Consider the following 21,611-nt stretch of genomic DNA (forward strand, 5'->3'; position numbering starts at 1 on the left):
GCCTGCAGGATGGCCAGCAGGTCCTGCGGCGTGGCGCCCAGGGCGTTGAGCACGCGCACCACGTCGGCCAGTTTGGGGGCGGCCTCGACGTTGATCAGCTCGCCCTTGTCCTTGGCAATCGAAATGTCGGCTTTTTCGGCCTGCACGGTCTGCCCGCCCGACAGCGGGTTGGGCTGGCTGACCACCGGGGTGGAACTGATGCTGACCGACAGGTTGCCGTGGGCCACGGCACACGCACCCAGCGTGACCGCCTGGTTCATGACGATGGAGCCGGTGCGCGAATTGATGATGACCTTGGCCGCCGGGGCGGTGGTGGTGATTTCCAGGTCTTCCACCTGGGCCAGGAAACGCACCCGGGCGTCGGGGCTCTGGGGGGCGCGCAGGCGCACCACGCGGCCGTCGATGGCCGAGGCCGTGCCCTCGCCCATCTGCAGGTTGATGGCGTCGGAGACACGGCGTGCGGTCTGGAAATCGCTGGACTGCAGGCCCAGGTCGATGGTCTCGCCCAGCGCGAACGGCGTGGGCACGCTGCGCTCGACCTGCGCGCCGCCGGGGATGCGGCCGGCGCTCAGGTGGTTGATCTGCACCTTGCTGCCGCCGGCCGAGGCGCCCGCACCGCCGACCAGCAGGTTGCCCTGGGCCAGCGCATAGATCTGGCCGTCCGCGCCCTTGAGCGGGGTGGTGATCAGGGTGCCGCCGCGCAGCGACTTGGCATTGCCGATGGAGGACACGGTGGCGTCGATGCTCTGGCCCGGCTGGGCAAAAGCGGGCAGCTGTGCGGTGACCAGCACGGCCGCCACGTTCTTGAGCTGCATGTTGGCGCCGGGCGGCAGGTTCAGGCCCTGCTGTTGCAGGTAGTTCTGCATGCTCTGCGCCGTGTAGGGCATCTGGGTGGTCTGGTCGCCGGTGCCGTCCAGGCCCACGACCAGGCCGTAACCGGTCAGCTGGTTGCTGCGCACGCCCTGCACCGCGGCGATTTCCTTGATGCGCACTGCCTGCGCGTCGAGCGGGAAGCCCAGCCAGACCAGGGCACCGGCGGCCAGCAGGGCACACCACAAGGCGCGCAGCAGGCGCTGGCGGCGCCGTTCAGCGGCCGAGGCGCGGGCCGCGAACAGGGTGCGTTGCGTGAGGGCTGGCATGGGGAACACCGAGCGTTGGAACTTCATGCCCCCAAGGTTAAAAAACTTTAGAAGGGCATAACGCTCAAAAAGAACCGTGACAGCCAGCCTATTGCTTGCACTTCACCCTGCGCGCCCTGGTTCCGGGACGCGATGCGTGCGTTGGCCACCTGGGTCGAGGCCACCACATTGCCCGGGCGGATGTTGCGCGGGTCCACCGTGCCCGAGAAGCGCAGCACGTCCACGTTTTCGTTCACGCCGATCTGTTTCTCGCCGGCCACCAGCAGGTGACCGTTGGGCAGCACCTCCATGACGGTGGCGGTGATCGAGCCTTCGAACTTGTTGGCGCTCTCGGTGCCGCCCTTGCCGCTGAAGGTGTTGGTGGACGAGGCGGTGGCGTCGAGCTTGGCCAGCTGTGCCGCCTTCATGAACGGTGCCGCCGTGACGGAGGACGAGACATCGCCCGCGCGGTCGATGCTGGACGACGACTTCTGGCTGGCCGTGACGTTCTCGGCGATCTGGATGGTCAGCGAGTCGCCGGGCAGGCGCGCGCGCGGGTCTTCAAACGCCGGGCGGTAGGCGACCGGGCTGAACAGGCTGCCGGTGACCGCGGGCGCCGCGGGTTCGGCACGGTAGTGCACCGGCTGCGCCGGCGCCACATCCACCTGCGGGCTGTTGCGCAAGGTGGCACAGCCCCCGAGCGACAGGCCCAGGGCCAGCACGGCGGCAGAAGAAAGAAGGGTGCGTTTCATGGCATGTCCTGGTGAGTGCCGGAGAAGAAGGTGCAACGACAGCCGTGCCTTGTTCCAGGGCGCCGTGGAACCGGCTTCGCCGGGCCACCAGCGCCGCCCCCTGGGGGGTGACGCCGAAGGCGGCGCGGGGGGAATCAATCTGTGCGGCGCGGGGGGTTACAACTGACTCAAGCGTTGCAGCATCTGGTCCGAGGTGGTGATGGCCTTGGAATTCATCTCGTAGGCGCGCTGGGTCTGGATCATGGTCACCAGCTCCTGCACCACGTTGACGTTGGAGGTTTCGACGAACCCCTGCATGACCGTGCCCATGCCCGCGGTGCCGGGTGCGCCGGTGATGGGGTTGCCCGAGGCCAGGCTTTCGCTGAACAGGTTCTGCCCGCGCGGCTCCAGGCCGGCCGGGTTGATGAAGTTGGCCAGCTCGATGTTGCCCACCTGCTGCGGCGTCGCCTGGCCCGGCATCTTGGCCGTGACCACGCCGTCGGCCGAGACGGTGATGTTCTGCGCTTCGGCCGGCACGGTGATGCCGGCGGTGAGCGGGTAGCCACTGCTGGTGACCATGCGGCCCTGGGCGTCGAGCTGCAGGCTGCCGTCACGGGTGTAGCCGGTGGTGCCGTCGGGCATGGTGACCTGCAGGAAACCGCTGCCGTTGATGGCCAGGTCGAGGTTGTTGCCCGACTGCTGCAGGCTGCCCTGCGTGAACGAGCGGCTGGTGGCCACGGTGCGCACGCCCAGGCCCAGTTGCAGGCCGGTGGGCAGTTCGCTCTGCTCGGAGCTGTTGGCCCCCACCTGGCGCAGGTTCTGGTACATCAGGTCTTTAAACACCGCGTTGGCGCGTTTGAAGCCGTTGGTGGACACGTTGGCCAGGTTGTTGGAAATCACGTCCAGCTGGGTCTGCTGGGCCTGCATGCCGGTCTTGGAAATCCACAGCGAATTGATCATGGTGTGCTCCGGTCAGAAAGGAAATCAGCCATTCAGGCTGAGCAGCTGGGCTGCGGTCTGGTCGTTCTTCTCGCCGTTCTGCAGCATGCGCATCTGCACCTCGAACTGGCGCGCCACGGCGATCATCCCGACCATGGCCTCGATGGGGTTCACGTTGCTGCCTTCGAGCGCGCCGCTCTGCACGCGGGCGGTGGCGTCGGCGTTCAGGGTGTCGCCCTGCACCGGACGGAACAGGCCGTCCTCGCCGCGGCGCAGGCGGTTCTCGTCATCGGGCGTCACCAGCTTGAGCCGGCCCAGCGCCTGGCCCGGCTGGCCGGGCACGCGTGCGGTGACGGTGCCGTCTTCGCCAATGTCCACCTGCGCGCCGGCTGGCACGGTGAGCGGGCCACCGTCGCTGAGCACGGGCAGACCCTGGGCGCTGACCAGGGTGCCGTCGGGGTTGACCTCGAGCGCGCCGGTGCGGGTGTAGGCCTCGGTGCCGTCCAGGCCCTGCACGCTCAGGTAGCTGCTGCCGCGCACCGCCACGTCCAGGTTGCGGCCGGTGTTGGTGACCGGGCCTGGCGCGTCCGAATGGCCGGCCGTGGCTTCGAGCGCAAACACCCGCGAGGTGGTGCCATCGCCGCGCACCGGCACCGCGCGGAACGTGGCCAGCTCGGCGCGAAAGCCCGGCGTGGACGCGTTCGCCAGGTTGTTCGACAACAGCTGCTGGCGGTACTGCGCAGCGTTGGCACCGGTCATCGCGGTGTAGATCATGCGGTCCATGGCGGGCGATCCGAAGGGTGTGTGAAAGAGAGAGCGGTGACGGAGACGGTGGTGCGCCGCGCGAAGTGTCTTGTTCCAGGGGCACCGCGGAACCGGCTTTGCCGGGCCGCCAGTGCCGCCCCCTTGAGGGGGTCGCGCGCAGCGCGGCGGGGGTGTTACCTCATATTGAGCATGGTGGACAGCACCTGGTCCTGCGTCTTGATGGTCTGCGCGTTGGCCTGGTAGGCGCGCTGCGCGGACATCATGGCCACCAGTTCGCCGGTGATGTCGATGTTGGAATCCTCCAGCGCACCGCTGCGCAGGCCGCCGAACTTGCCTTCACCGGGCGCGCCGTGCACCGGCTCGCCGGTGGCGTAGTTGGCTTCCCAGTTGCCGTTGCCGGTGGGCTGCAGGCCCTGCACGTTGCGGAAGTTCACCAGCGCGATCTGGCCGGCCGCGCGGGTCTGGCCGTTGGAGTAGCTGGCGGTGATGACGCCACCCTCGTCGATCTTCAGGCTGGTGAGTTCACCGGGGCGGTAGCCGTCCTGCGTGAGGTTGGTCACCGCGAAGTCGATGCCGAACTGCGTGGCGTTGCCGTAATCCAGCGTAGCGCTGAACGTCACCGCAGGGTTGTTGGGTGATGCCAACGTGATCGGCGGCATGGTCGATGTGGCCGTGTTCAGCGTGCCGTCGTCCTTGAACCGCAGCACGGTCGGCGGCGTGGACTGGGCCAGCGGGCCACCGTTGACACTCCGGTACACCGTCCACTCGTTGTTGGCGGTTTTCTGGAACGCCAAACCCACCGGCACTTCAAGACCCTGTGGGTCGTACGCGACGACCGACGTGCCGTACTGGGACAGCGGCGTGTTGGGGGTCACTGTGTTGAAAATGGGCGCCCGCGCGTCCAGGTTGAACTCGGTCTCGATCTTGGACGTTTTGTTCGCCGGAATGGGTCCCCCAGTGGGCAGGCTCAGCGGCTGGGTGGTGAAGCTCAGCCGGGTGCCGAATTCGTCGGTCGGGTAGCCCATCAGGTTGGAGCCCTGGTTGTTGACGATCTCACCTTCGTTGTTGAGCTTGAACATGCCGGCGCGGCTGTAGGCCATGGTGCCGTTGGGCATGGTCAGTTCGTAGAAGCCGCTGCCGTTGATGGCCACGTCCAGGTCGTTGCCGGTGACGGTGACGTTGCCCTGGGTGAACAGTTGCGTGACCTTGGCGACCGTCACGCCGATACCGGAGTTGACCCCGCCCGAGGAGCCGATGGAGCTGGCGTAGAGCTCGGCGAACTCGGCGCGCGAGGCCTTCATGCCGACGGTGGAGGCGTTGGCGACGTTGTGTCCGATCACGTCCAGGTTGCGGCTGGCGGCGTTGATCCCGGAGAGTCCTTGCTGGAATGCCATGGTGCTGTCCTTGAAGAAGGTATGGGGTGGTGTGTGGCGAAGAGGGGTCGGGGTGCGGTCACATGAAGGCGTCGACCTGGTCGTAGGTCATGCGCTGGCCATTGGCCAGTTGCAACCTCATGGCGCCGTCCTGGAAGCTGACGGCCGAGACCGGCACCAGCGACTTGGGTGTGGCGGTGACGGCGCCGCTGCTGTCGGTGGCGCGGATGGAAAAGCCCTTGACCTTGGATGTGTCCACACCGGTGGCGTCCCAGCCGAAGGCGTGCTGGCCGGCCTTGAGCGCGCCCAGCTCGACGCTGTCGATCACGGCGCCGTTGGTGCCCACGATGTCGATCACCACGTTGCTGGCGTCCTTGTCCAGTTGCAGCGCGCCCTGCGCGGCGTCGCCGTCGATGTAGAGGCTGCTGCCGTCGACCACGGCATGGCGGCCGATCAGCGACGTGCCCTGCATGGACTGCATGGCGTTGTACTGGTCGGCCATGCCCTTGAGCGTGTCGTTGAGCTGCTGGATGCCGCTGACGGTGTTGATCTGCGCCATCTGCGTGGTCATCTGCGCGTTGTCCATCGGGTTCAGCGGGTCCTGGTTGTTCAGCTGCGCGACGAGCAGCTTGAGAAACCGGTCCTGCGAGGCCTGGGCATCGGTGGCGTTGTTGGTCTTGACGGCCGTGGTGCTGCCCACGGCGGTGCCGAGGTTGCTGAGGTCCAGCGGGCTGGCGAGCATGGTCATGGTTCAGTCCCTTTCAGGTGAGGTTCATTGCCCCATCTGGAGCGTTTTCATCAGCAGGGTCTTGGCCGTGTTCATGACCTCGTCGTTGTTCTGGTACGAGCGCGAGGCGGAGATCATGTTGACCATCTCCTCCACCGGGTTCACGTTGGAATGGGTCACGTAGCCCTCGGCGTCGGCGCTGGGGTGGCCGGGGTTGTGCACCCGCTTGCCGGGCAACTGGCTTTCGGTGATGGTCTGCACCTTCACGCCGGCGCTGCCGGGGTCGTTCATCGGCACGGTCTGGAACACCACCTGGCGCGCCTTGTAGCTCTGCCCGTCGGGGCCGGCCACAGCGTCGGCGTTGGCGAGGTTGGAGGCCACCACGTTCAGGCGCTGCGCCTGCGAGCTGATGGCACTGCCCGAGACACCGAAGATGGAAAACATCGACATGGGATAACTCCTTCAATGCGTCATCACTGGCCGGAGATGGCGCTGAGCATCGTTCTGACGTGCCCGTTGATGAACCGCAGCGTGGACTCGTAGCGGATGCTGTTGTCCACGAAGTTGGCGCGCTCGCGGTCCAGGTCCACCGAGTTACCGTCCTGGCTGGGTTCGGTCTGCACGGTGTAGGCCAGCTCGGGGTTGAGCGGGTCGGCCTGGCCCAGGCGCAGGTGGCGCGCGTCGGTGGTGCTCACGGCGGAGCGCGGCACGCCGCCGGCGGCCGTCTTGAGCGCCTGCGCGAAGTCGAAATCGCGGGCGATGTAGCCCGGCGTGTCGGCGTTGGCGATGTTGCTGGCCAGCACCTGCTGGCGCTGCGAACGCAGCAGCAGCGCGTTCGACTGGAAGTTCAGTCCGGCGGTCAGCTGATCGAGCATGGTTCGGCTCCTGGCAGGGTGGGAGGGGGCGGCAAAAGCGCGGGCTTTCACCGGCGTGGAGGCAAGTATGGAAAAACTTGAGGGTCGCCAATGGCCGGAACAAGCGCCGCTTTTGCGGGCATTTCCCTGCTTTGTGCTGCGCCCCCGCGACCTACAGTGACCGCCATGCCGCAGCCCGGCCCCACCCCGTGGACCGCCCTGTCCCTGCCACCACACACCAACCGATCCGCCATGCCCACCCCCCATCTGCGCGTCATGCGCCGCCTGCACGCCCCCCCGCCGCCCAGCGCCTGGGCGCTGGCCACCCTGGTGCTCGCGGCCCTGTTTCTGTGGCCCGTGGCCAGCCACGCCCAGACCGCCGAGCTGGGTGGCCTGGAGCAGCTGGCGCGCGACTTCGTGGCCCCCGCCATGAAAGGCTCGATCGCGCCCGCGGGCGAAGCGCCGCTGCGCCCGGAAGTGGTGGTGGGCACGCTGGACACCCGCCTGCGCCTGGCGCCCTGCAACAAGGTCGAAGCCCACCTGCCCACCGGCACCCGCCTATGGGGCCGCAGCCGCATCGGCCTGCGCTGCGTGGACGGGCCGACCCGCTGGAACGTGTTCGTGCCGGTCACGGTCAAGGCCTGGGGGCCGGCTTGGGTGCTCCGGCACCCGGTGGCCAGCGGCGCCACGCTGTCTCAAGACGACGCCGAAATGGCCGAAATCGACTGGGCGGAACAGCCGGCCAGCGTGCTGGCCAGCCCGGCGCTGTGGGTCGGACGCCAGGCCGCCTACAGCCTGCAACCCGGCCAGGCCCTGCGCCAGAACATGGTGCGCGCCGCCCCGGCCTTTGCCGCCGGCGCGATGGTCAAGGTCAGCAGCGCAGGCACCGGCTTCCAGGTCGTGGTGACCGGCGAGGCGATGGCCCCGGGCATCGAAGGCCAGCCCACCCGGGTGCGCCTGCCGGGTGGCAAGGTGGTCAGCGGCCTGGTCCGCGACGCCCAGACCGTGGAAATCGACCTCTGATCAAGAGAGATGGTGGCCCCCACGCTCCACCGCTGCGCGGGTCGCTGCCCCCCAAGGGGGTTGGGCCGGCCTTGGGGCGGCCCGGCGGCTGGCCCGATGGCCCCCACGCTCCACCGCTGCGCGGGTCGCTGCCCCAGGACTGGGAAGGGGCCCGGTCCTTGCCGGGTCCGGGGGCTGGGCCGGTCTTGGGGCGGCCCGGCGGCTGGCCTGGAGGCCTCACCGCTACGGCGGAGCGATTTCGTGAAACACTCCACAAAAAAGGGCTCAAGTCACCCCGTTGATGTGCCGATAGCCTTTTCACAACGCCCCACCTACGGGGTTTGGAGAGTGAAATGAAAGTCGATTCTTCACCGGATTCGTACATTGGTTCCGTCGCCGGCGGCCCTCAGAAGGCGGCCGAGCAGCGCCCCACCGCGGGCGCCGAAGCCGCCGCAGCGGCTGGCGCGGCGACGAAACCCCAACCCGCCGCCGGCGTGACCGTCACGCTGTCGTCTGCCACCAGCCAGGCCGTGTCCGGCACCGGCGGCAGCAACAGCGACGTGTTCAACGCCGACAAGGTCGAGGCCATGAAGGCCGCCATCGCCGATGGCAGCTTCCAGGTCAACGCCGAAGCCATCGCCGACAAGATGTTGTCCAACGCGGCCGAAATGCTCAGCGGCAGCCGCGGCTGACCGCAGCGCTGATCGGCCTTCACACCACAGAGGCCCGCCCATGAACGCCAACGCCCCCAAGCCCCACCCCTGGATCGCCGCCCTGCAGACGGGGCTGGATGGACTGGAGGTCGCCTTGCTGGCGGGTGATGCGGCCGGCGTGGAGCGCGCCAGCGCCCAGGTGCAGGGGGTGCTGCAACGGGCCCCCCGAACGGCCGAATTCGCGGTGCCCGGCACCCTGCGCGCCGACATGGAACGCGCCGCCCAGCGCTTTGGCCAGCTGCGCCAGGCCGTGCTGCGCGCGCAGGCGCAGAGCCAGCGCTCGGTCAAGAGCATCCTGCCCCACTCGGCCCAGCCCACCTACGGCGCCCAGGCCGGCCGTGGCTACGGCAGCACCGGCGGAGCCGGTCAAGGCTACCTGCGCGCCTGAGCGCTCGGCGCCCTCCGGGTGCCCCACCCTCCGATGACGTCCCCCCCTGCCCGGCCGCCCATGGCGCCCGGACCCGCGGGCGCTGGACCCACGGCGTCGCTGGCACGTCCATTGCTGTATACACATCGGCACACAGTCATCGGCCGATTTGGCCTGCAAATGGTGCGAGCCGCTGCCGAACATGGTGCACACCTGCATTCCTTGCACCTGAATCTGTAGCAAGCCGCCCTTGTCGGCCAGCTGTCCTGCGTGCCGCATCCCTTCCTCCACGCAACGGACGTCACCCATGAAACGCATCCCCACCGCCCTTCGCACGCTGGCCACCGCCACCCTCCTCGCCACCCTTGCCCTGGGCGCCCAGGCGCAAAGCAGCGTCAATGTCTACGGTCTGATGGACCTGAGCCTGGGCAGCACGAAGGCGCCCGGCGGCGCATCCACCACCGCGGTCGATTCCGGCAAGATGACCACCAGCTACTACGGCTTCGGTGGCCGTGAAGACCTGGGCGGCGGCCTGGCCGCCACCTTCCGCATCGAAGGCTTTCTGCGCGCCGCCAGCGGTGACGCCGGCCGCTTCACCGGCGATCCGCAGTTCTCGCGCACCGCGTCGGTGGGGCTGAGCAGCGCCGGCCTGGGCAGCCTGACCCTGGGCCGCCACACCACGGCGCTGTTCGTGTCCACCCTGGGCTTCAACGCTTTTGGCGATTCGTTCGGCTATTCGCCCTCGATCCGGCACTACTTCACCAGCGGCACCACCACCGGTGACTCGGGCTGGAGCGACTCGATGGCCTACAACAGCCCGGTCTGGGGTGGCTTCAAGGCCGGCGCCATGGTCACCAGCAAGACCGGCAATGGCGGCAACTGGAGCGTGAACCTGGGCTACGGCGCGGGCCCGCTGGCGGTCAGCCTGGTGCACCAGCAGGTGAAGAAAGATGGAGCGGCCGCCGTGGCCGACACCGACACCACGCAGCTGGGCGCGTCGTACGACTTCGGCGTGGCCAAGGCCTTCCTGCAGCTGGGCCAGGTGGACAACGCCACCACCGGCAACGACTACACGATCAGCGGCATGGGCGCGCGCGTGCCGCTGGGCGCGGGCGCCGTGATCGCCCAATACGGCCAGATCTCGCCCCAGACCGGCGCGGACCGCCAGACGCTGTCGGTGGGTTACCTGCACAACCTGTCCAAGCGCAGCGAGCTGTACGCGGTGGCCATGCACGACAAGATCGACGGCCTGTCCAGCGGCGGGGGCTATTCCCTGGGCATCCGCCACCGGTTCTGACCCGCTCCGGCGCACCCAACAAAAAACCGGCGCAAGGCCGGTTTTTTTGTGGAGCGTGCGGGTTTCAATGTTCGCGCAGCTTGGCGCGCAGGCGGGCGATGGACTGGCTGTGCAGCTGGCAGATGCGCGATTCGGTCACGCCCAGCACGGCGGCGATTTCCTTGAGGTTCATGTCGTGCTCGTAGTACATCGACATGATCTGCTGCTCGCGTTCGGGCAACACCTTGATGGCGGCCACCAGGGCCATGCGCATGCGCTGGTCGCCCAGCACGGCCGAGGGTTCGGCATCGGACTCGCCCAGGTGGCGGTCCAGGAAGCCGTCTTCGTCGTCGCCATGGCCGCTGATGTCTTCCAGGTACACCAGCTGGGTGCCGCGCACCTTGGCCAGCAGGTGCTGGTAGTCGGCCAGGCTCATGCCCAGTTCCTTGGCGATCTCGCTTTCCATGGGCGCACGGTGCAGCTTCTGCTGCAGCCGGTGCACCGCCTGTTCGATGTCTTTCTGGCTCTTGCGCGAGCCGCGGCTCATCCAGTCGCCTTCGCGCAGCTCGTCGATCATGGCGCCGCGGATGCGCTGGCTGGCAAAGGTCTCGAACTGCACGCCCTGCGAAGGCTCGAAGCGGGCGATGGCTTCGGTCAGACCGATCATGCCGACCTGGATCAGGTCGTCCAGCTCCACGCTGGGCGGCAGCTTGGCGATCATGTGGTGGGCCAGACGCCGCACCAGCGGGCTGTATTTGCGCAGCTGGTCGTCCCGGTTGAGGGTGCCTTTGGCGGTGTACATCGTCATCAACTCCAGAGCGGTTGGGCGGGCGCTGCGGCGCGGCGGCCGTCCGCGGCGGCCGGGCGCGGGCCCGACTGCCGTGTGGGGGTGTGGTGGCGGGTGAGCGCGCTGTCGAGCACGCGCAGCCCCCAGGTGTGGGTGGGCCAGACCTGCACCGGCAGGCCCAGGTGGCGTTCGGCGCAGTCGGCCACGCTGTCCACCACCGGTTGCAGGGCCACGTCGGCGCCGGCGTCGGTGTTCAGCGGGGCCAGCACCGGGGTCAGGCCGGCCTGGTGCAGCAGCTTGAGGGCGCCATAGGCGTCCAGCGTGGCCTGGGTCTGCGGCAGCACCGGCACCAGGGCGCGGGCGTTCAGGCCGGCGAACAGGCTGGCCAGCGCCGGGGCCGGGGAAAACAGCAGCACCATGGCGTCGGGCGAAAAAGGCGACAGCAGGCGCGAAAGTGCGACACCCGCGCCGGCGTTGCGGGCGGTCTGCTGCAGATGCTGCAGACCGTGCGCGGCGGGCATGACCAGCCATTCGTGGCCATCGGGAGCGCTGCCCAGGCCGGCGATGGACGGGTCCTGCAGCGCGTGCAGCAGGCCCAGGTGGCCACCACTGCGTTCGCGGGTCGGTGTGGCTTCGGCGGCGCTGCCGTCCACGATGACCACCTCGCGCCCCATGGACGTGAGGTGCGCGGCCAGGGTGCACAGCCATTCGTAGGCGCGCGCCGGCTGCGACGGGCTGGCCACGGGCATGAGGGCGGCACCGGCGCTGGGCGGTTCGGCGCGCAGGCCGGCGGCCTGGTCGTGTCCGACGTCAAACATGGGAGGCTCCCAGGTCGATGCCGCGCGAGGAGGCTTGCGAGAAATAAAAGCCCATGTCGGTGGCCAGCGGGTCGTAGGCGGACTTGCCTTCGCTGCCCATGGCCACGCGCACCAGGGCGGCGGCGTCGGGGTTCTGCCAGTCTTCGGGCACGCGCTGGCCGTTGGCCACGCCGCGCAGCACCACCTGGTGGCGGATCAGCGCGTCGATGGCCGGGCCGAGCTTGACGGCTTCGTCCACCTTGGAGAGCACCACGCCGTGCAGCTGGCTGGCCTTGAAGGAGGTGAGCACTTCGTCCAGCGTGTCGCCGTGCGCGCCGGCGTTGAGCACCAGGCACTTCTTGAGCTTGGGCATGTCCAGCACGTCGAGCATGTCCTGGATGCGCTGGTCGCGCTGGCCCAGGCCGGCGGTGTCGATGATGACCATGCGCTTGTTGGCCAGCAGGTTCAGCAGGTCCTTGAGCGCGGCGCGGTCATGCGCCAGATGCGCCACCACGCCGAGCATGCGGCCGTAGGCGCGCAGCTGTTCGTAGCCCGAGACGCGGTAGGTGTCCAGCGTGATCAGGCCGACGCTGCCGGCGCCGTACTGCTTGACGCACTGGGCGGCCAGCTTGGCGGCGGTGGTGGTCTTGCCCACGCCGGTGGCGCCGATCAGCGACACCACGCCGCCTTCGTCGCACAGGCCGGCGCCGGGGGTGGCCACCTTGAGGTTGCGGGTGAGCACGTCCATGAGCCAGCGCACGGCTTCGGGGGCGCCGCTGTCGGCCGGCACCCGTTCGAGCACGGCGCGCGACATGGCCGGCGAGAAGCCCGAGCGGATCAGCTTGAGCATCAGGTTGGACTGGATCGGGTTCTGCTTGGACGAACCCAGCCAGGCCAGGGTGTTGAAACGCTCCTCGATCATGTCCTTGAGCGCCGAGAGCTCGACCGCGACGTTGGTGCCGTCGTGGTGCACCGCGGGCGGCTGGGTCGGCACCGAGTCTTCCCAGGCGGGCTGGGCGGTGCGGGTGCGGATGGGGGCCGGCGCCTGGGCCGACACCAGGGGCGCGTTGAAGCGCTGCACCGGCACCTGGATCTGTTCGGCACGGGCCTGCAGCGGGCGGCGCGGCTCGGGCTGGGCGCGCGGCGCGGCCGGGGCGGCCGGGGCGGCGGGCATGGGCAGGTCGGCCGCGACGGTGTCGCCGCCCAGCGCGGCACGGCGCTTGCGCAGCATGCGTTCGCGCACGTATTCCTGGAACGACAGCGTGCTCATGGCCATCTGCTCGGTGTCACCCTGAACCGAATCGTCTTCGAGCTGCAGTGCCTCGCGGCCAGGCGTGGCGCGGGTGCGGATGGGCATGGGGCGGGCCGCCGGCGGGGCCACCTGGGCCAGGCTTTCTTCGGCCGCGGCCATGACCTCGAACCCGTCCTCGGTCGAGCGGGTCGACAGGATCACGGCGGTGTCGCCAAAGGCGTTGCGGGCCTTGGCCATGGCTTCGCGCGAGGTCGGTGCGGTGAAACGCTGGATGTTCATGATGCGAGTTCTCCGAGGATCGGGCCGATGCGGATGAGGTGGGTTTCAGGGATTTCGCTGTGGGCGAGCACCTGCAGGCGGGGCGCGGCGCGGCGCAGCAGGCGCGCCATGGACGAGCGGATCGCGTCGGGCACCAGCAGGCAGGCGGGCACGCCCTTTTCTTCCTGCTGGTTGGCGATGTCGGTGGCCGACTTGCTGAGCATCTCGGCCACGCCGGGGTCCAGCGCGGTGCCGTTGGCGCCCGTCAGGGCCTGCATCAGCAGGCGCTCCAGGCCGGGTTCGATGGCGATGACTTCGAGTTCCTTCACCGGACCGTAGATCTGCTGGACGATGGCCGGCGACAGCGCGGTGCGCACGCGGCGGGCCAGCTCGGCCGGGTCGGTGGTGGTCGTGGCGTGCTCGGCGATGGCCTCGATGATGGTGCGGATGTCGCGCACGTTCACCGACTCTTCCAGCAGCAGCTGCAGCACTTTCTGGAACGCGGCGATGGAGAGCATCTTGGGCACGACTTCTTCGATCAGTTTCGGGGCCAGGCGGGTGACGTGTTCGACCAGTTCCTGGGTCTCCGTCCGGCTCAGCAACTTGGCGGCCTGGACTTGCATCAAGTGTGAAAGATGGGTGGCCAGCACGGTCTCGGAATCAACCACGGTAAAACCGGCCATTTGCGCGTGTTCCCTTTGCTTGTCTTCGATCCAGTGCGCGGGCAGGCCGAAAGCGGGGTCCTTGGTGGGGGTGCCGATCAGCGGGGTGTTGATGCCGCCCGGGTCGATGGCCAGGAACATGCCGGGGAAGACCTCGCCCTCGCCCACCACCACGCCGCGCAGGGTGATGCGGTAGCCGCTGGGCTTGAGTTCGAGGTTGTCGCGCACGTGCACGGCTGGCGGCAGGAAGCCCACTTCCTGCGCGAACTTCTTGCGCACGCCCTTGATGCGGGTGAGCAGGTCGCCCTGGCGGGCCTTGTCCACCATGGCGATCAGGCGGTAACCCAGTTCCAGGCCCAGCAGGTCGACCGGCTGCAGGTCTTCCCAGCTGGCTTCGCCGTCGCTGGCGGGCGCCGGGGCTTCGGGCGCAGGCGCCGGGCGGCGTTCCTGCTGCAGGCGCCACCAGGCCAGGGCGCCGAAGATGGCGGCGAACACCAGGAACACCGTGTGCGGCATGCCGGGAATGACACCCAGCAGGGCCAGCACGCCGGCGGTGATGCCCATGACCTTGCTGGACAGGAACATCTGCTCGACCACCTGCACGCCCAGGTCTTCGTCCTTGCCCACGCGCGAGACCACCATGGCCGCGGCCACCGAGATCAGCAGGCCCGGGATCTGCGCCACCAGCGCGTCACCGACGGCCAGCAGGATGTAGCTGTCGGCCGCCTGCCCGACCGACAGGCCATGCTGCAGCACCCCGATGGCGAAGCCACCGATGATGTTGATGAACAGGATCAGGATGCCGGCGATGGCGTCGCCGCGCACGAATTTGGAGGCACCGTCCATGGAGCCGAAGAACTCGGCCTCCTCGCCCACCTCGGCGCGGCGGCGCTTGGCCTCCTTCTCGTCGATCAGGCCGGCGTTCAGGTCGGCGTCGATCGCCATCTGCTTGCCGGGCATGGCGTCCAGGGTGAAGCGCGCGCTCACCTCGGCGATGCGCTCCGAGCCCTTGGTGATCACCACGAAGTTGATCACCACCAGGATGGCGAACACGATCAGGCCAACCGCGAAGTTGCCGCCGATCAGGAAGTGGCCGAAAGCCTCGATCACGGCACCCGCGGCGCCCGGGCCGGTGTGGCCTTCGAGCAGTACCACACGGGTGGAGCCGACGTTGAGCGACAGGCGCAGCAGCGTGGTCAGCAGCAGCACGGTGGGGAAGACCGAGAAGTCCAGCGGGCGGCGCATGTAGGCCGCCACCATCATCACCACCAGGGCGATGGCGATGTTGAGCGTGAAGAAGGTGTCGAGCACCCAGGGCGCCAGCGGCAGCACCATCATCGACAGGATGGTGATGACCAGCAGCGGCGCGGCCAGGCCGTTGGCCCAGGGCGCGTAGCGGCCGAACCATTGCTGCAGGAGCTTGAGTTGCGCGTTCATGGTGTTCAGGCGGCGTTGGCGGCGGGTTTCCAGTGCGGATCGAGTTCGGGCGGCACCTCAGGCACGGGCATCTGGCCGGGCATGGCACCACGCCCAGCCATGGCGGCCCTGAGCTGGTAGACGTAGGCCAGCACCTGGGCCACCGCGGTGTACAGGGCCGAGGGGATCTCGCCGTCGATCTCGGTGTGGGCGTAGAGCGCACGGGCCAGCATGGGCGACTGCAGCACCGGCACGTCGCTGGCCTTGGCCACGTCGCGGATCTTCAGCGCCACCAGGTCGGCGCCCTTGGCGATCACGCGCGGTGCGGCCATGGTGGCGTCGTCGTACTTCAGCGCCACGGCGTAGTGGGTCGGGTTCATGACCACCAGATCGGCGCGCGGCACGGCGGCCACGCTGTTGCGCTGGGCCAGCTCGCGCTGGCGCTGGCGGCGCCGGCCCTTCATGTGCGGATCGCCCTCGGCTTCCTTGTGCTCGCGCTTGACTTCTTCGAGCGACATCTTGAGCTGCTGGGCGTGCAGGAATTTCTGGATCGGGAAGTCCACGATGGCGAACACCGTGACCACCAGCAGCAAGAGGCCGACACCGGCGGTGAGCCACTGGCCGAGCTGGCCCAGACCACCTTCGAGCGGCTGCACCAGCAACGAGCTGAAAGCCTGGAAATGGCTGCTGAGGAACTGCCAGCCGACCAGGCCGACGATGCCGGTCATGAACACCAGCTTGAGCGTTTCGACCAGCTGCTGCTTGCTGAACAGGCGCCCGATACCGCTGAGCGGGTTGAGGCGGTTGAGGTCGGGCATCAGCGGCTTGGTGCTCAACGCCCAGCCGCCCGATGCAAAGGCCACACCCAGCGCGATCGCCAGCACCAGCAGGCCCAGCGGCAGGGCCAGCAGCATCCACTGCGCCACGGCGCCGGTCAGGCGCTCGGACATCAGCAGCGGCTGGCTCAGGGTCTGGACATCAAAGCGCAGCTGCAGGCGCAGGCCGTTGAGCAGCTGCTCGAAACCGGTGGGCAGCAGCGCCATGAGCACCACCGCACCGCCCCCGAGCACCGCCAGGTGCCCCAGGTCCCTGGAGCGCGCGATGTTGCCGTCCTCGCGCGCCTTTTTCAGGCGCTGCGCGGTGGCTGGCAGGTTCTTGTCTTGGGCGGAGGACGACATCGGTCTGACTCGGTGGAACTTGAGTCAGATTGTGGAAGTCGGGCCCCGACATGAAGGGGAGAAAAGGCGGGGTTGACACCCGCTTATCCCGAAGCGAAAACAACCGGCGGTGACGGCGCGCGATGCCTTGTTCGAGAAACACCGCGGAACCGGCTTTGCCGGGCCGCACGCGTGCCTTGCAGGCCGCGTCAGCGCCAGAGTCGCTGACCGTTCGTCCCGTCCATGCCTGCGCAGGCAGGCATGGAGCCGCGGTCCTCACCCCCTTGAGGGGCGGAGCGGGCTACACGCAGTGAGCCCGCGATGGGGGTGTGCCCATCACCAGAGCCTTGGCTAAAAGCCAAGGCTCGCCAGCAGATCGTCCACGTCCTTCTGGTCGGACACCACGTCGGTGCGGCCCTCGGCGTTGACCACCGGGCCCTGTAGCGAACTCATGTCGTAGGCCTTGTCCTGCCCCGGTGTGCCGGTGGGTGCGGACTGCAGCAGCAGGCTCAGCAGCTGCTCTTCGATGGTGCCGGCCAGCTGCACCACGCGGCTGATGACCTGGCCGGTGAGGTCGTGGAAGTCCTGCGCCAGCATGATCTCGGTCAGGCGGGTGTCGGTCTGTTCGGCCTGCGCCACCACGTCCTGCGACCACTCCAGCAGCTCGGGCATGGCCTTGGCCAGGCCAGGCACGCGACTGATGGTGTCGCTGAGCTGGCGACCGCGCTGGGCGATCAGGGACTGCTCGGTCTTGGCGCCGTCCACATGGTTGAGCACCTTCTCGGCGGCCTCGCCCGTCAGGCGGGCGATGTAGGACAGCCGGCTTTGCGCGTCGGGCAGCTGCTCGACCGTGCCCTTGAGCTTGTCGGCGTAGCCCAGCTCCTTGAGGGCGTCATGCAGCTGGCGCGTGATGACGCCCAGTTGCTGGAACATCTGGTCGCTGGCGTGGCCCGGCTGGGCGTCGTTCTGATCCATGCTGCACTCCCGTCTGCTGGATCAGAGACCCATTTTTTTGAAAATGTTGGTGAGCTTGTCTTCCAGCGTCGCCTTGGTGAACGGCTTGACGATGTAGCCCGCGGCACCGCCCTGGGCCGCCTGCACGATGTCTTCCTTGCGGGCCTCGGCCGTCACCATCAGCACCGGCAGGTGCTTGAGGGTCTCGTCTTTCTTGATCTCGGCCAGCAACTGGAACCCGTTCATGTTGGGCATGTTGATGTCGCTGACCACGAAGTGGAAGGTGCCGTTGCGCAGCTTGTTGAGCGCAGCGACACCGTCTTCGGCCTCGTCGGCATCGGCGTGACCGATTTCCTTGAGCAGGTTGCGCACGATGCGGCGCATGGTGGAGAAGTCGTCAACGATCAGGAATTTCATCGGTGTGGCCATGGATGCCTCCAGTGCGGCGGGGAAGTCGGAAAAAGGGGCGGGTGGCAGCGGTCAGCCACCTGTGTCTGTTCGTGATTTCGTCAGATTCACCGGTTTCTGTAGGGCCGGTGACGCCGGCTGCGCGGCAGCAGCGGCGCCCGCGGCCGGCGGCGGATCGGACAGGTCCACACCACCGCTCATGTCGGGCAGGGCCGGTGCGTCGGCAGGGCCACCCGGCATCAGTCGCCGTTCGGCCTCCTGCGTCAGGACCAGGATGCTGATGCGCCGGTTGATCGGCGCGGTGGGGTCCTGTGTTTCCAGCAGGCGGCTGGACGCCAGGCCCTCGACCCGCACCAGCTTGTCGTCGGGCAGGCCACCGGCCACCAGCTCGCGCCGCGAGGCGTTGGCCCGGTCGCTGGAGAGTTCCCAGTTGCTGTAGCCGCGGTCGCCACTGCCGTAGGGTGTGGCGTCGGTGTGACCCGAGAGCGCGAGCCGGTTTTCCACGTCACTGAGCGCGCCGCCGATGGCCCGCAGGATGTCGCGCATATAGGGTTTGACCAGGGCGCTGCCGACGTCGAACATGGCGCGGTTCTGGTCGTCCACGATCTGGATCTGCAAGCCGTCGGCGGTGCGGTCCAGCCGGATCTGCGAGCCAAAACCCTTGAGCGCCGGGTTGTTGGCCACCAGGTCCTTGATCTTGCTGTGCAAGGCGTCGATCCGGGCCGCGTCCTTGCGGGCGAGCTCGGCGCGCGCCATCTGCGCGCCCATGAGCTTGGCCGCGCGCTCGGCGTCGCCGCCATCCACCTGACCGGCGGATTTGGACAGGTCACGCCCGCCACCGGGCAGGATGGAGTCGCTGTTGCCGGTGCCGTCGCCGCCCATGAGCGACACCTTGACCGGGTTGGTGAAATAGGACGCGATGCCTTGCAGGTCACCCGACGAGGTGGAACCAAGCAGCCACATCAGCAGGAAGAACGCCATCATGGCCGTCACGAAGTCGGCATATGCAATCTTCCAGGCGCCACCATGCGCCGCATGCCCACCCTTCTTGATGCGCTTGACGATGATGGGTTGCAGTTTCTTGCCATCACCGGCCATGAGAATCTCCCCACCCCTGCCGCGCTGCGCGCGTCCCCCTCAAGGGGGCGGCACCAGCGGCCAGGCAGTGCCAGTTCCGCGGTGCCCTGGAACAACTGCCTCTCAAGCGCAGGGTACGGCGCATCGAGTGCCGAACATGCTGCACAGAAAGAAACAACGGTGGCGCGCCATCCAGAGCACCCGTGGAACTGGCTTCGCCAGGCCACAGGGTGCGCTCCCCCTCGCGCAGCGGAGGGGGGGTGACGCGAAGCGGCGCGGGGGGGTGTTGCGAATCACCCGTGGAACTGGCTTCGCCAGGCCACAGGGTGCGTCCCCCTCCCGCAGGAGAGGGGGAAGACGCAAAGCGGCGCAGGGGGTGCATCATTTCTTGCCTTTGACGTGACCTTCGAGCTCGGCGAAGTTCGGGCGCACGTCCGAGAACAGCACCTTGCGACCAAATTCGATGGCGGTGGACGGGGCGTAGCCTTGCATCGATGCCAGCAGCGTGGTCTTGATGCACAGGAACTCCTTGCTGCTCTCTTCCATCTTCTGTTCCATCAGGCCACCCATGGGTTCGACCACACCGTAGGCCAGCAAGATGCCCAGGAAGGTGCCGACCAGGGCCGAGCCGATCATGCCGCCCAGCACCGCCGGCGGCTGCCCCACCGAGCCCATGGTGTTCACCACACCCAGCACGGCGGCCACGATACCGAAGGCCGGCAGGCCGCCGGCCAGGCGCGCGATGGCGGCCACGGGCGCATGCGCTTCCTGGTGGTGGGTCTCGATCTCGGCGTCCATCAGCGACTCGATCTCGTGCGCGTTCAGGTTGCCCGAGACCATCATGCGCAGGTAATCGGTGATGAACTCGACCACGTGGTGGTCGCTGCCCACGGTCGGGTACTTCTTGAAGACGGGCGACTGGTCGGGGTTCTCCACGTCCTGCTCGATGGCCATCAGGCCTTCCTTGCGGGCTTTCTGCAGGATGTCGAACTGCAGCGCCAACAGCTCCATATAGCGCGCCTTGGTGTACTTGCTGCCCTTGAAGCAAGACGCCAGACCCGCCATCGAGGCCTTGACGACCTTCATCTGGTTGTTCATCAGGAACGCGCCCGACGCCGCCCCCAGGATGGTGATCATCTCGAACGGCAGTGCCTTCAGGATCACGCTGATGTTGCCGCCGTGCCCGATGTACACCCCGAAGATGCAGGCCATCGAGAACAGAAAACCCACAATGACAAACATGCTCTCTGCCCCAAAAAATGAATGAACCACCACGTCCGCGTGGTGCTCCCGTGATTGCCTTGTCTATCGGTCAACTCTAGGGCCGAGTGAAGCACCCCATGAACGCGAAAAGGACCCGCCGAGGGGTCCTTTTCAAAGCTTGACAGCGCGCCCCGAAGGGCTGCTGAGACGCTCAATGCAAGCGCAGTCCGCCGCTGGTAGAGCCCTTGCCGGCACGGGCCGGCGGCTGGCACAGGCCACAGGTGAAGTGCTTGGCGTTCTCGTACGGTTCGGTGACGAAGTGCCCACCGCAGCAGGAGCACTTGGTCAGGGTCAGCATGCCGCTGTCGACGAACTTCACCAGGCGCCAGGCACGGGTGACGGACAGCAGGGGCTCGATCGCGCTGGCCTGCATCTGCTCGGTGTAGAGGCGGAAGGCCTTGATCACCGTGTCGATCTCTTCGAGTTCGCTGGTCTTGGACAGGTACTCGTGGATGTTCAGGAACAGCGAGGCGTGGATGTTGGGCTGCCAGGTCAGGAACCAGTCGGTCGAGAACGGCAACTGGCCTTTGGACGGGCTCTTGCCCGCCACTTCCTTGTACAGACGCAGCAGGCGCTCGTAGGACAGGCTGGTTTCGTACTCCAGCACCTGCAGGCGGGCGCCCAGCTGGATCAGGGCCACGGCGCGCTCGATGTCACGCGACTCGTTGAGGATGCTTTTTGCGGTGGCCATGATGCGGACTCCAGAGAACAGAGAGGGAGAGAAGTGTCTTCAAGCCGAGGGCGCCGAGGAACCGGCTCCGCCGGGCCTCCAGCGCCGCCCCCTGGGGGGGGTGACGCCGCAGGCGGCGCGGGGGGATCGATCAGTGGGCCGTGGCCATGGAGTCTGCGAAGCGGCCAGCCATCAGGATGGAAGCGTGCAGCTGGGTGGTGGTGCTGTTGTCCACCTTCTTGACGTTGTGGCTGGTCAGCAGGTTCCACACCAGGTCGTCGTCCACACGGAAGCGGCACAGCAGCATGTTGCTCGAAGCGATCTTGAGCAGCTGGGCGGTGGAGAGCATGCCCAGCAGGTCGGCGGCCTCTTCGGTCAGACCCAGGCGGAACAGCGCTTCGGCGCGGTCCTTGCGGATCAGGTTCTGAGCCAGCATCAGGTAGGTCAGGTTGGCTTCGCGGATTTCGGCCAAGAGTTGTTCGCTGTCCATGGTGTTCTCCTTGAGGTGTCTGGGGGGTGGGCTTCGTGGGCGACTTGCTTACGTTTGCTTTCCCGATGTGTTCAATTGTGTCGACCGGTCACAAAACTTGAATCGGTAAACGGCTGTTCACACTGTCGGAAGCGCACCCACACCACGTCAGGCTTCTTCCTACAACCTAGGTACTCATAAACATCCCGCCTCTGCGACCAGCAACAGGCGCGGGCGGCCACCCGCACCCCCGGGCAATGCCCAGAGGGAAGGTGCAGCACATGACCAGCCCAGTGGTCATGCACCCACCACAGCCCACAAGGAAGCCGCCATGGCTTCACAACCACAGCAGCCCGCCGATACAGCACAAGAGAAACACGTCCGCTCGAACGGCTGGGCGAGCAGGCCGCGAGAACCTCAAGCCCAGAGCGTGTCCGCTGCACAGACAGCGCGGAGCTTCCAGGTCTGCACCCACTCGAGTGACAGCCTCAAGCATGCAGTCGCACCCGGCTGCAGCAGAAACGATCCGGACCCGACAGACCCATAGCCCGAGTCGCTGCAGAGGGTGCGCTGCGC

Annotated in this window: 23 protein-coding genes; 4 read left to right on the forward strand and 19 right to left on the reverse strand. The window is 67.7% G+C overall.

What is annotated here, in order from left to right:
• The 8 genes from ACR2JA_RS14190 to flgB form a co-directional block, all read right to left on the reverse strand.
• The coding region (locus ACR2JA_RS14190) for a flagellar basal body P-ring protein FlgI (protein ID WP_434009728.1) at positions 1-1,166 on the reverse strand (1,166 nt) is incomplete at its 3' end.
• Between the two features lie 20 nt (positions 1,167-1,186).
• Positions 1,187-1,870 carry a flagellar basal body L-ring protein FlgH gene (locus tag ACR2JA_RS14195; protein WP_434009729.1) on the reverse strand — a complete coding sequence of 228 codons (684 nt, stop codon included), beginning with the start codon at positions 1,868-1,870 and terminating at the stop codon, positions 1,187-1,189.
• Between the two features lie 156 nt (positions 1,871-2,026).
• Positions 2,027-2,809, reverse strand: coding sequence for a flagellar basal-body rod protein FlgG (gene flgG / locus ACR2JA_RS14200; RefSeq protein WP_434009730.1), 783 nt, complete (start codon positions 2,807-2,809; stop codon positions 2,027-2,029).
• A 24-nt stretch (positions 2,810-2,833) separates the two neighbouring features.
• Entirely contained in the window at positions 2,834-3,571 is a 738-nt protein-coding gene (gene flgF, locus ACR2JA_RS14205) for a flagellar basal-body rod protein FlgF (RefSeq protein WP_434009731.1), read from the reverse strand.
• Between the two features lie 155 nt (positions 3,572-3,726).
• Complete coding sequence (gene flgE, locus ACR2JA_RS14210) at positions 3,727-4,947, reverse strand: flagellar hook protein FlgE (protein ID WP_434009732.1); 1,221 nt, start codon at positions 4,945-4,947, stop codon at positions 3,727-3,729.
• Between the two features lie 58 nt (positions 4,948-5,005).
• Positions 5,006-5,674: a flagellar hook assembly protein FlgD gene (locus ACR2JA_RS14215; RefSeq protein ID WP_434009733.1), complete on the reverse strand. Its 669-nt coding sequence runs from the start codon at positions 5,672-5,674 to the stop codon at positions 5,006-5,008.
• Positions 5,675-5,698: 24 nt separating this feature from the next.
• Positions 5,699-6,103 carry a flagellar basal body rod protein FlgC gene (flgC, locus tag ACR2JA_RS14220; RefSeq protein ID WP_434009734.1) on the reverse strand — a complete coding sequence of 135 codons (405 nt, stop codon included), beginning with the start codon at positions 6,101-6,103 and terminating at the stop codon, positions 5,699-5,701.
• Positions 6,104-6,126: 23 nt separating this feature from the next.
• Positions 6,127-6,528 carry a flagellar basal body rod protein FlgB gene (flgB, locus tag ACR2JA_RS14225; RefSeq protein WP_434009735.1) on the reverse strand — a complete coding sequence of 134 codons (402 nt, stop codon included), beginning with the start codon at positions 6,526-6,528 and terminating at the stop codon, positions 6,127-6,129.
• A 231-nt stretch (positions 6,529-6,759) separates the two neighbouring features.
• Here flgB and flgA point away from each other — a divergent pair, with 231 nt between their 5' ends.
• The 4 genes from flgA (at position 6,760) to ACR2JA_RS14245 (ending at position 9,886) form a co-directional block, all read left to right on the forward strand.
• The gene (flgA, locus tag ACR2JA_RS14230; RefSeq protein WP_434009736.1) at positions 6,760-7,530 is read left to right on the forward strand and encodes a flagellar basal body P-ring formation chaperone FlgA; all 771 of its coding nucleotides are present in this window, start codon (positions 6,760-6,762) and stop codon (positions 7,528-7,530) included.
• Between the two features lie 332 nt (positions 7,531-7,862).
• Positions 7,863-8,201 (forward strand): flagellar biosynthesis anti-sigma factor FlgM, encoded by a 339-nt coding sequence (flgM, locus tag ACR2JA_RS14235; RefSeq protein WP_434009737.1) that lies wholly within the window; start codon positions 7,863-7,865, stop codon positions 8,199-8,201.
• A gap of 40 nt (positions 8,202-8,241) precedes the next feature.
• On the forward strand, positions 8,242-8,610 hold the full coding sequence (locus ACR2JA_RS14240; protein ID WP_434009738.1) for a hypothetical protein: 369 nt from the start codon (positions 8,242-8,244) through the stop codon (positions 8,608-8,610).
• Between the two features lie 286 nt (positions 8,611-8,896).
• Complete coding sequence (locus tag ACR2JA_RS14245) at positions 8,897-9,886, forward strand: porin (RefSeq protein WP_434009739.1); 990 nt, start codon at positions 8,897-8,899, stop codon at positions 9,884-9,886.
• A gap of 64 nt (positions 9,887-9,950) precedes the next feature.
• On the opposite strand, the gene ACR2JA_RS14250 is transcribed toward ACR2JA_RS14245, so the two are convergent.
• The 11 genes from ACR2JA_RS14250 to flhD all read right to left on the reverse strand — a co-directional run bounded on the left by ACR2JA_RS14250 (position 9,951) and on the right by flhD (position 21,056).
• Positions 9,951-10,667 (reverse strand): RNA polymerase sigma factor FliA, encoded by a 717-nt coding sequence (locus ACR2JA_RS14250; protein WP_434009750.1) that lies wholly within the window; start codon positions 10,665-10,667, stop codon positions 9,951-9,953.
• A 5-nt stretch (positions 10,668-10,672) separates the two neighbouring features.
• The gene (locus tag ACR2JA_RS14255; protein ID WP_434009740.1) at positions 10,673-11,470 is read right to left on the reverse strand and encodes a hypothetical protein; all 798 of its coding nucleotides are present in this window, start codon (positions 11,468-11,470) and stop codon (positions 10,673-10,675) included.
• Positions 11,463-12,980: a flagellar biosynthesis protein FlhF gene (gene flhF / locus ACR2JA_RS14260; RefSeq protein ID WP_434009741.1), complete on the reverse strand. Its 1,518-nt coding sequence runs from the start codon at positions 12,978-12,980 to the stop codon at positions 11,463-11,465. Before flhF ends, ACR2JA_RS14255 begins: the two co-directional genes overlap by 8 nt.
• Positions 12,977-15,058, reverse strand: a complete 2,082-nt coding sequence (flhA, locus tag ACR2JA_RS14265) for a flagellar biosynthesis protein FlhA (RefSeq protein ID WP_434009742.1) — start codon at positions 15,056-15,058, stop codon at positions 12,977-12,979. The genes flhF and flhA overlap by 4 nt, the downstream gene beginning before the upstream one ends.
• Before the next feature lie 5 nt (positions 15,059-15,063).
• Positions 15,064-16,215 (reverse strand): flagellar biosynthesis protein FlhB, encoded by a 1,152-nt coding sequence (flhB, locus tag ACR2JA_RS14270; protein WP_434009743.1) that lies wholly within the window; start codon positions 16,213-16,215, stop codon positions 15,064-15,066.
• 330 nt (positions 16,216-16,545) lie between these two features.
• The gene (locus ACR2JA_RS14275; RefSeq protein WP_434009744.1) at positions 16,546-17,169 is read right to left on the reverse strand and encodes a protein phosphatase CheZ; all 624 of its coding nucleotides are present in this window, start codon (positions 17,167-17,169) and stop codon (positions 16,546-16,548) included.
• A 21-nt stretch (positions 17,170-17,190) separates the two neighbouring features.
• A complete protein-coding gene (gene cheY / locus ACR2JA_RS14280; protein ID WP_434009745.1) occupies positions 17,191-17,577 on the reverse strand; it encodes a chemotaxis response regulator CheY in 387 nt (128 codons plus the stop codon).
• Between the two features lie 51 nt (positions 17,578-17,628).
• Positions 17,629-18,654, reverse strand: coding sequence for a flagellar motor protein MotB (gene motB / locus ACR2JA_RS14285; RefSeq protein WP_434009746.1), 1,026 nt, complete (start codon positions 18,652-18,654; stop codon positions 17,629-17,631).
• A 360-nt stretch (positions 18,655-19,014) separates the two neighbouring features.
• Positions 19,015-19,875: a flagellar motor stator protein MotA gene (motA, locus tag ACR2JA_RS14290; RefSeq protein ID WP_434009747.1), complete on the reverse strand. Its 861-nt coding sequence runs from the start codon at positions 19,873-19,875 to the stop codon at positions 19,015-19,017.
• 172 nt (positions 19,876-20,047) lie between these two features.
• A complete protein-coding gene (flhC, locus tag ACR2JA_RS14295; protein WP_434009748.1) occupies positions 20,048-20,587 on the reverse strand; it encodes a flagellar transcriptional regulator FlhC in 540 nt (179 codons plus the stop codon).
• Between the two features lie 130 nt (positions 20,588-20,717).
• Complete coding sequence (flhD, locus tag ACR2JA_RS14300; protein ID WP_434009749.1) at positions 20,718-21,056, reverse strand: flagellar transcriptional regulator FlhD; 339 nt, start codon at positions 21,054-21,056, stop codon at positions 20,718-20,720.
• Between the last annotated feature and the right edge of the window lie 555 nt (positions 21,057-21,611).

Source organism: Hydrogenophaga sp. (assembly GCF_051007235.1).
GTDB lineage: Bacteria > Pseudomonadota > Gammaproteobacteria > Burkholderiales > Burkholderiaceae_C > Hydrogenophaga.

Coding starts and splice junctions, on each gene's coding strand:
- ACR2JA_RS14195 (WP_434009729.1), bottom strand. CDS start 1,870: ATGAAACGCACCCTTCTTTCTTCTGCCGCCGTGCTGGCCCTGGGCCTG.
- flgG (WP_434009730.1), bottom strand. CDS start 2,809: ATGATCAATTCGCTGTGGATTTCCAAGACCGGCATGCAGGCCCAGCAG.
- flgF (WP_434009731.1), bottom strand. CDS start 3,571: ATGGACCGCATGATCTACACCGCGATGACCGGTGCCAACGCTGCGCAG.
- flgE (WP_434009732.1), bottom strand. CDS start 4,947: ATGGCATTCCAGCAAGGACTCTCCGGGATCAACGCCGCCAGCCGCAAC.
- ACR2JA_RS14215 (WP_434009733.1), bottom strand. CDS start 5,674: ATGACCATGCTCGCCAGCCCGCTGGACCTCAGCAACCTCGGCACCGCC.
- flgC (WP_434009734.1), bottom strand. CDS start 6,103: ATGTCGATGTTTTCCATCTTCGGTGTCTCGGGCAGTGCCATCAGCTCG.
- flgB (WP_434009735.1), bottom strand. CDS start 6,528: ATGCTCGATCAGCTGACCGCCGGACTGAACTTCCAGTCGAACGCGCTG.
- flgA (WP_434009736.1), top strand. CDS start 6,760: ATGCCCACCCCCCATCTGCGCGTCATGCGCCGCCTGCACGCCCCCCCG.
- flgM (WP_434009737.1), top strand. CDS start 7,863: ATGAAAGTCGATTCTTCACCGGATTCGTACATTGGTTCCGTCGCCGGC.
- ACR2JA_RS14240 (WP_434009738.1), top strand. CDS start 8,242: ATGAACGCCAACGCCCCCAAGCCCCACCCCTGGATCGCCGCCCTGCAG.
- ACR2JA_RS14245 (WP_434009739.1), top strand. CDS start 8,897: ATGAAACGCATCCCCACCGCCCTTCGCACGCTGGCCACCGCCACCCTC.
- ACR2JA_RS14250 (WP_434009750.1), bottom strand. CDS start 10,667: ATGTACACCGCCAAAGGCACCCTCAACCGGGACGACCAGCTGCGCAAA.
- ACR2JA_RS14255 (WP_434009740.1), bottom strand. CDS start 11,470: ATGTTTGACGTCGGACACGACCAGGCCGCCGGCCTGCGCGCCGAACCG.
- flhF (WP_434009741.1), bottom strand. CDS start 12,980: ATGAACATCCAGCGTTTCACCGCACCGACCTCGCGCGAAGCCATGGCC.
- flhA (WP_434009742.1), bottom strand. CDS start 15,058: ATGAACGCGCAACTCAAGCTCCTGCAGCAATGGTTCGGCCGCTACGCG.
- flhB (WP_434009743.1), bottom strand. CDS start 16,215: ATGTCGTCCTCCGCCCAAGACAAGAACCTGCCAGCCACCGCGCAGCGC.
- ACR2JA_RS14275 (WP_434009744.1), bottom strand. CDS start 17,169: ATGGATCAGAACGACGCCCAGCCGGGCCACGCCAGCGACCAGATGTTC.
- cheY (WP_434009745.1), bottom strand. CDS start 17,577: ATGGCCACACCGATGAAATTCCTGATCGTTGACGACTTCTCCACCATG.
- motB (WP_434009746.1), bottom strand. CDS start 18,654: ATGGCCGGTGATGGCAAGAAACTGCAACCCATCATCGTCAAGCGCATC.
- motA (WP_434009747.1), bottom strand. CDS start 19,875: ATGTTTGTCATTGTGGGTTTTCTGTTCTCGATGGCCTGCATCTTCGGG.
- flhC (WP_434009748.1), bottom strand. CDS start 20,587: ATGGCCACCGCAAAAAGCATCCTCAACGAGTCGCGTGACATCGAGCGC.
- flhD (WP_434009749.1), bottom strand. CDS start 21,056: ATGGACAGCGAACAACTCTTGGCCGAAATCCGCGAAGCCAACCTGACC.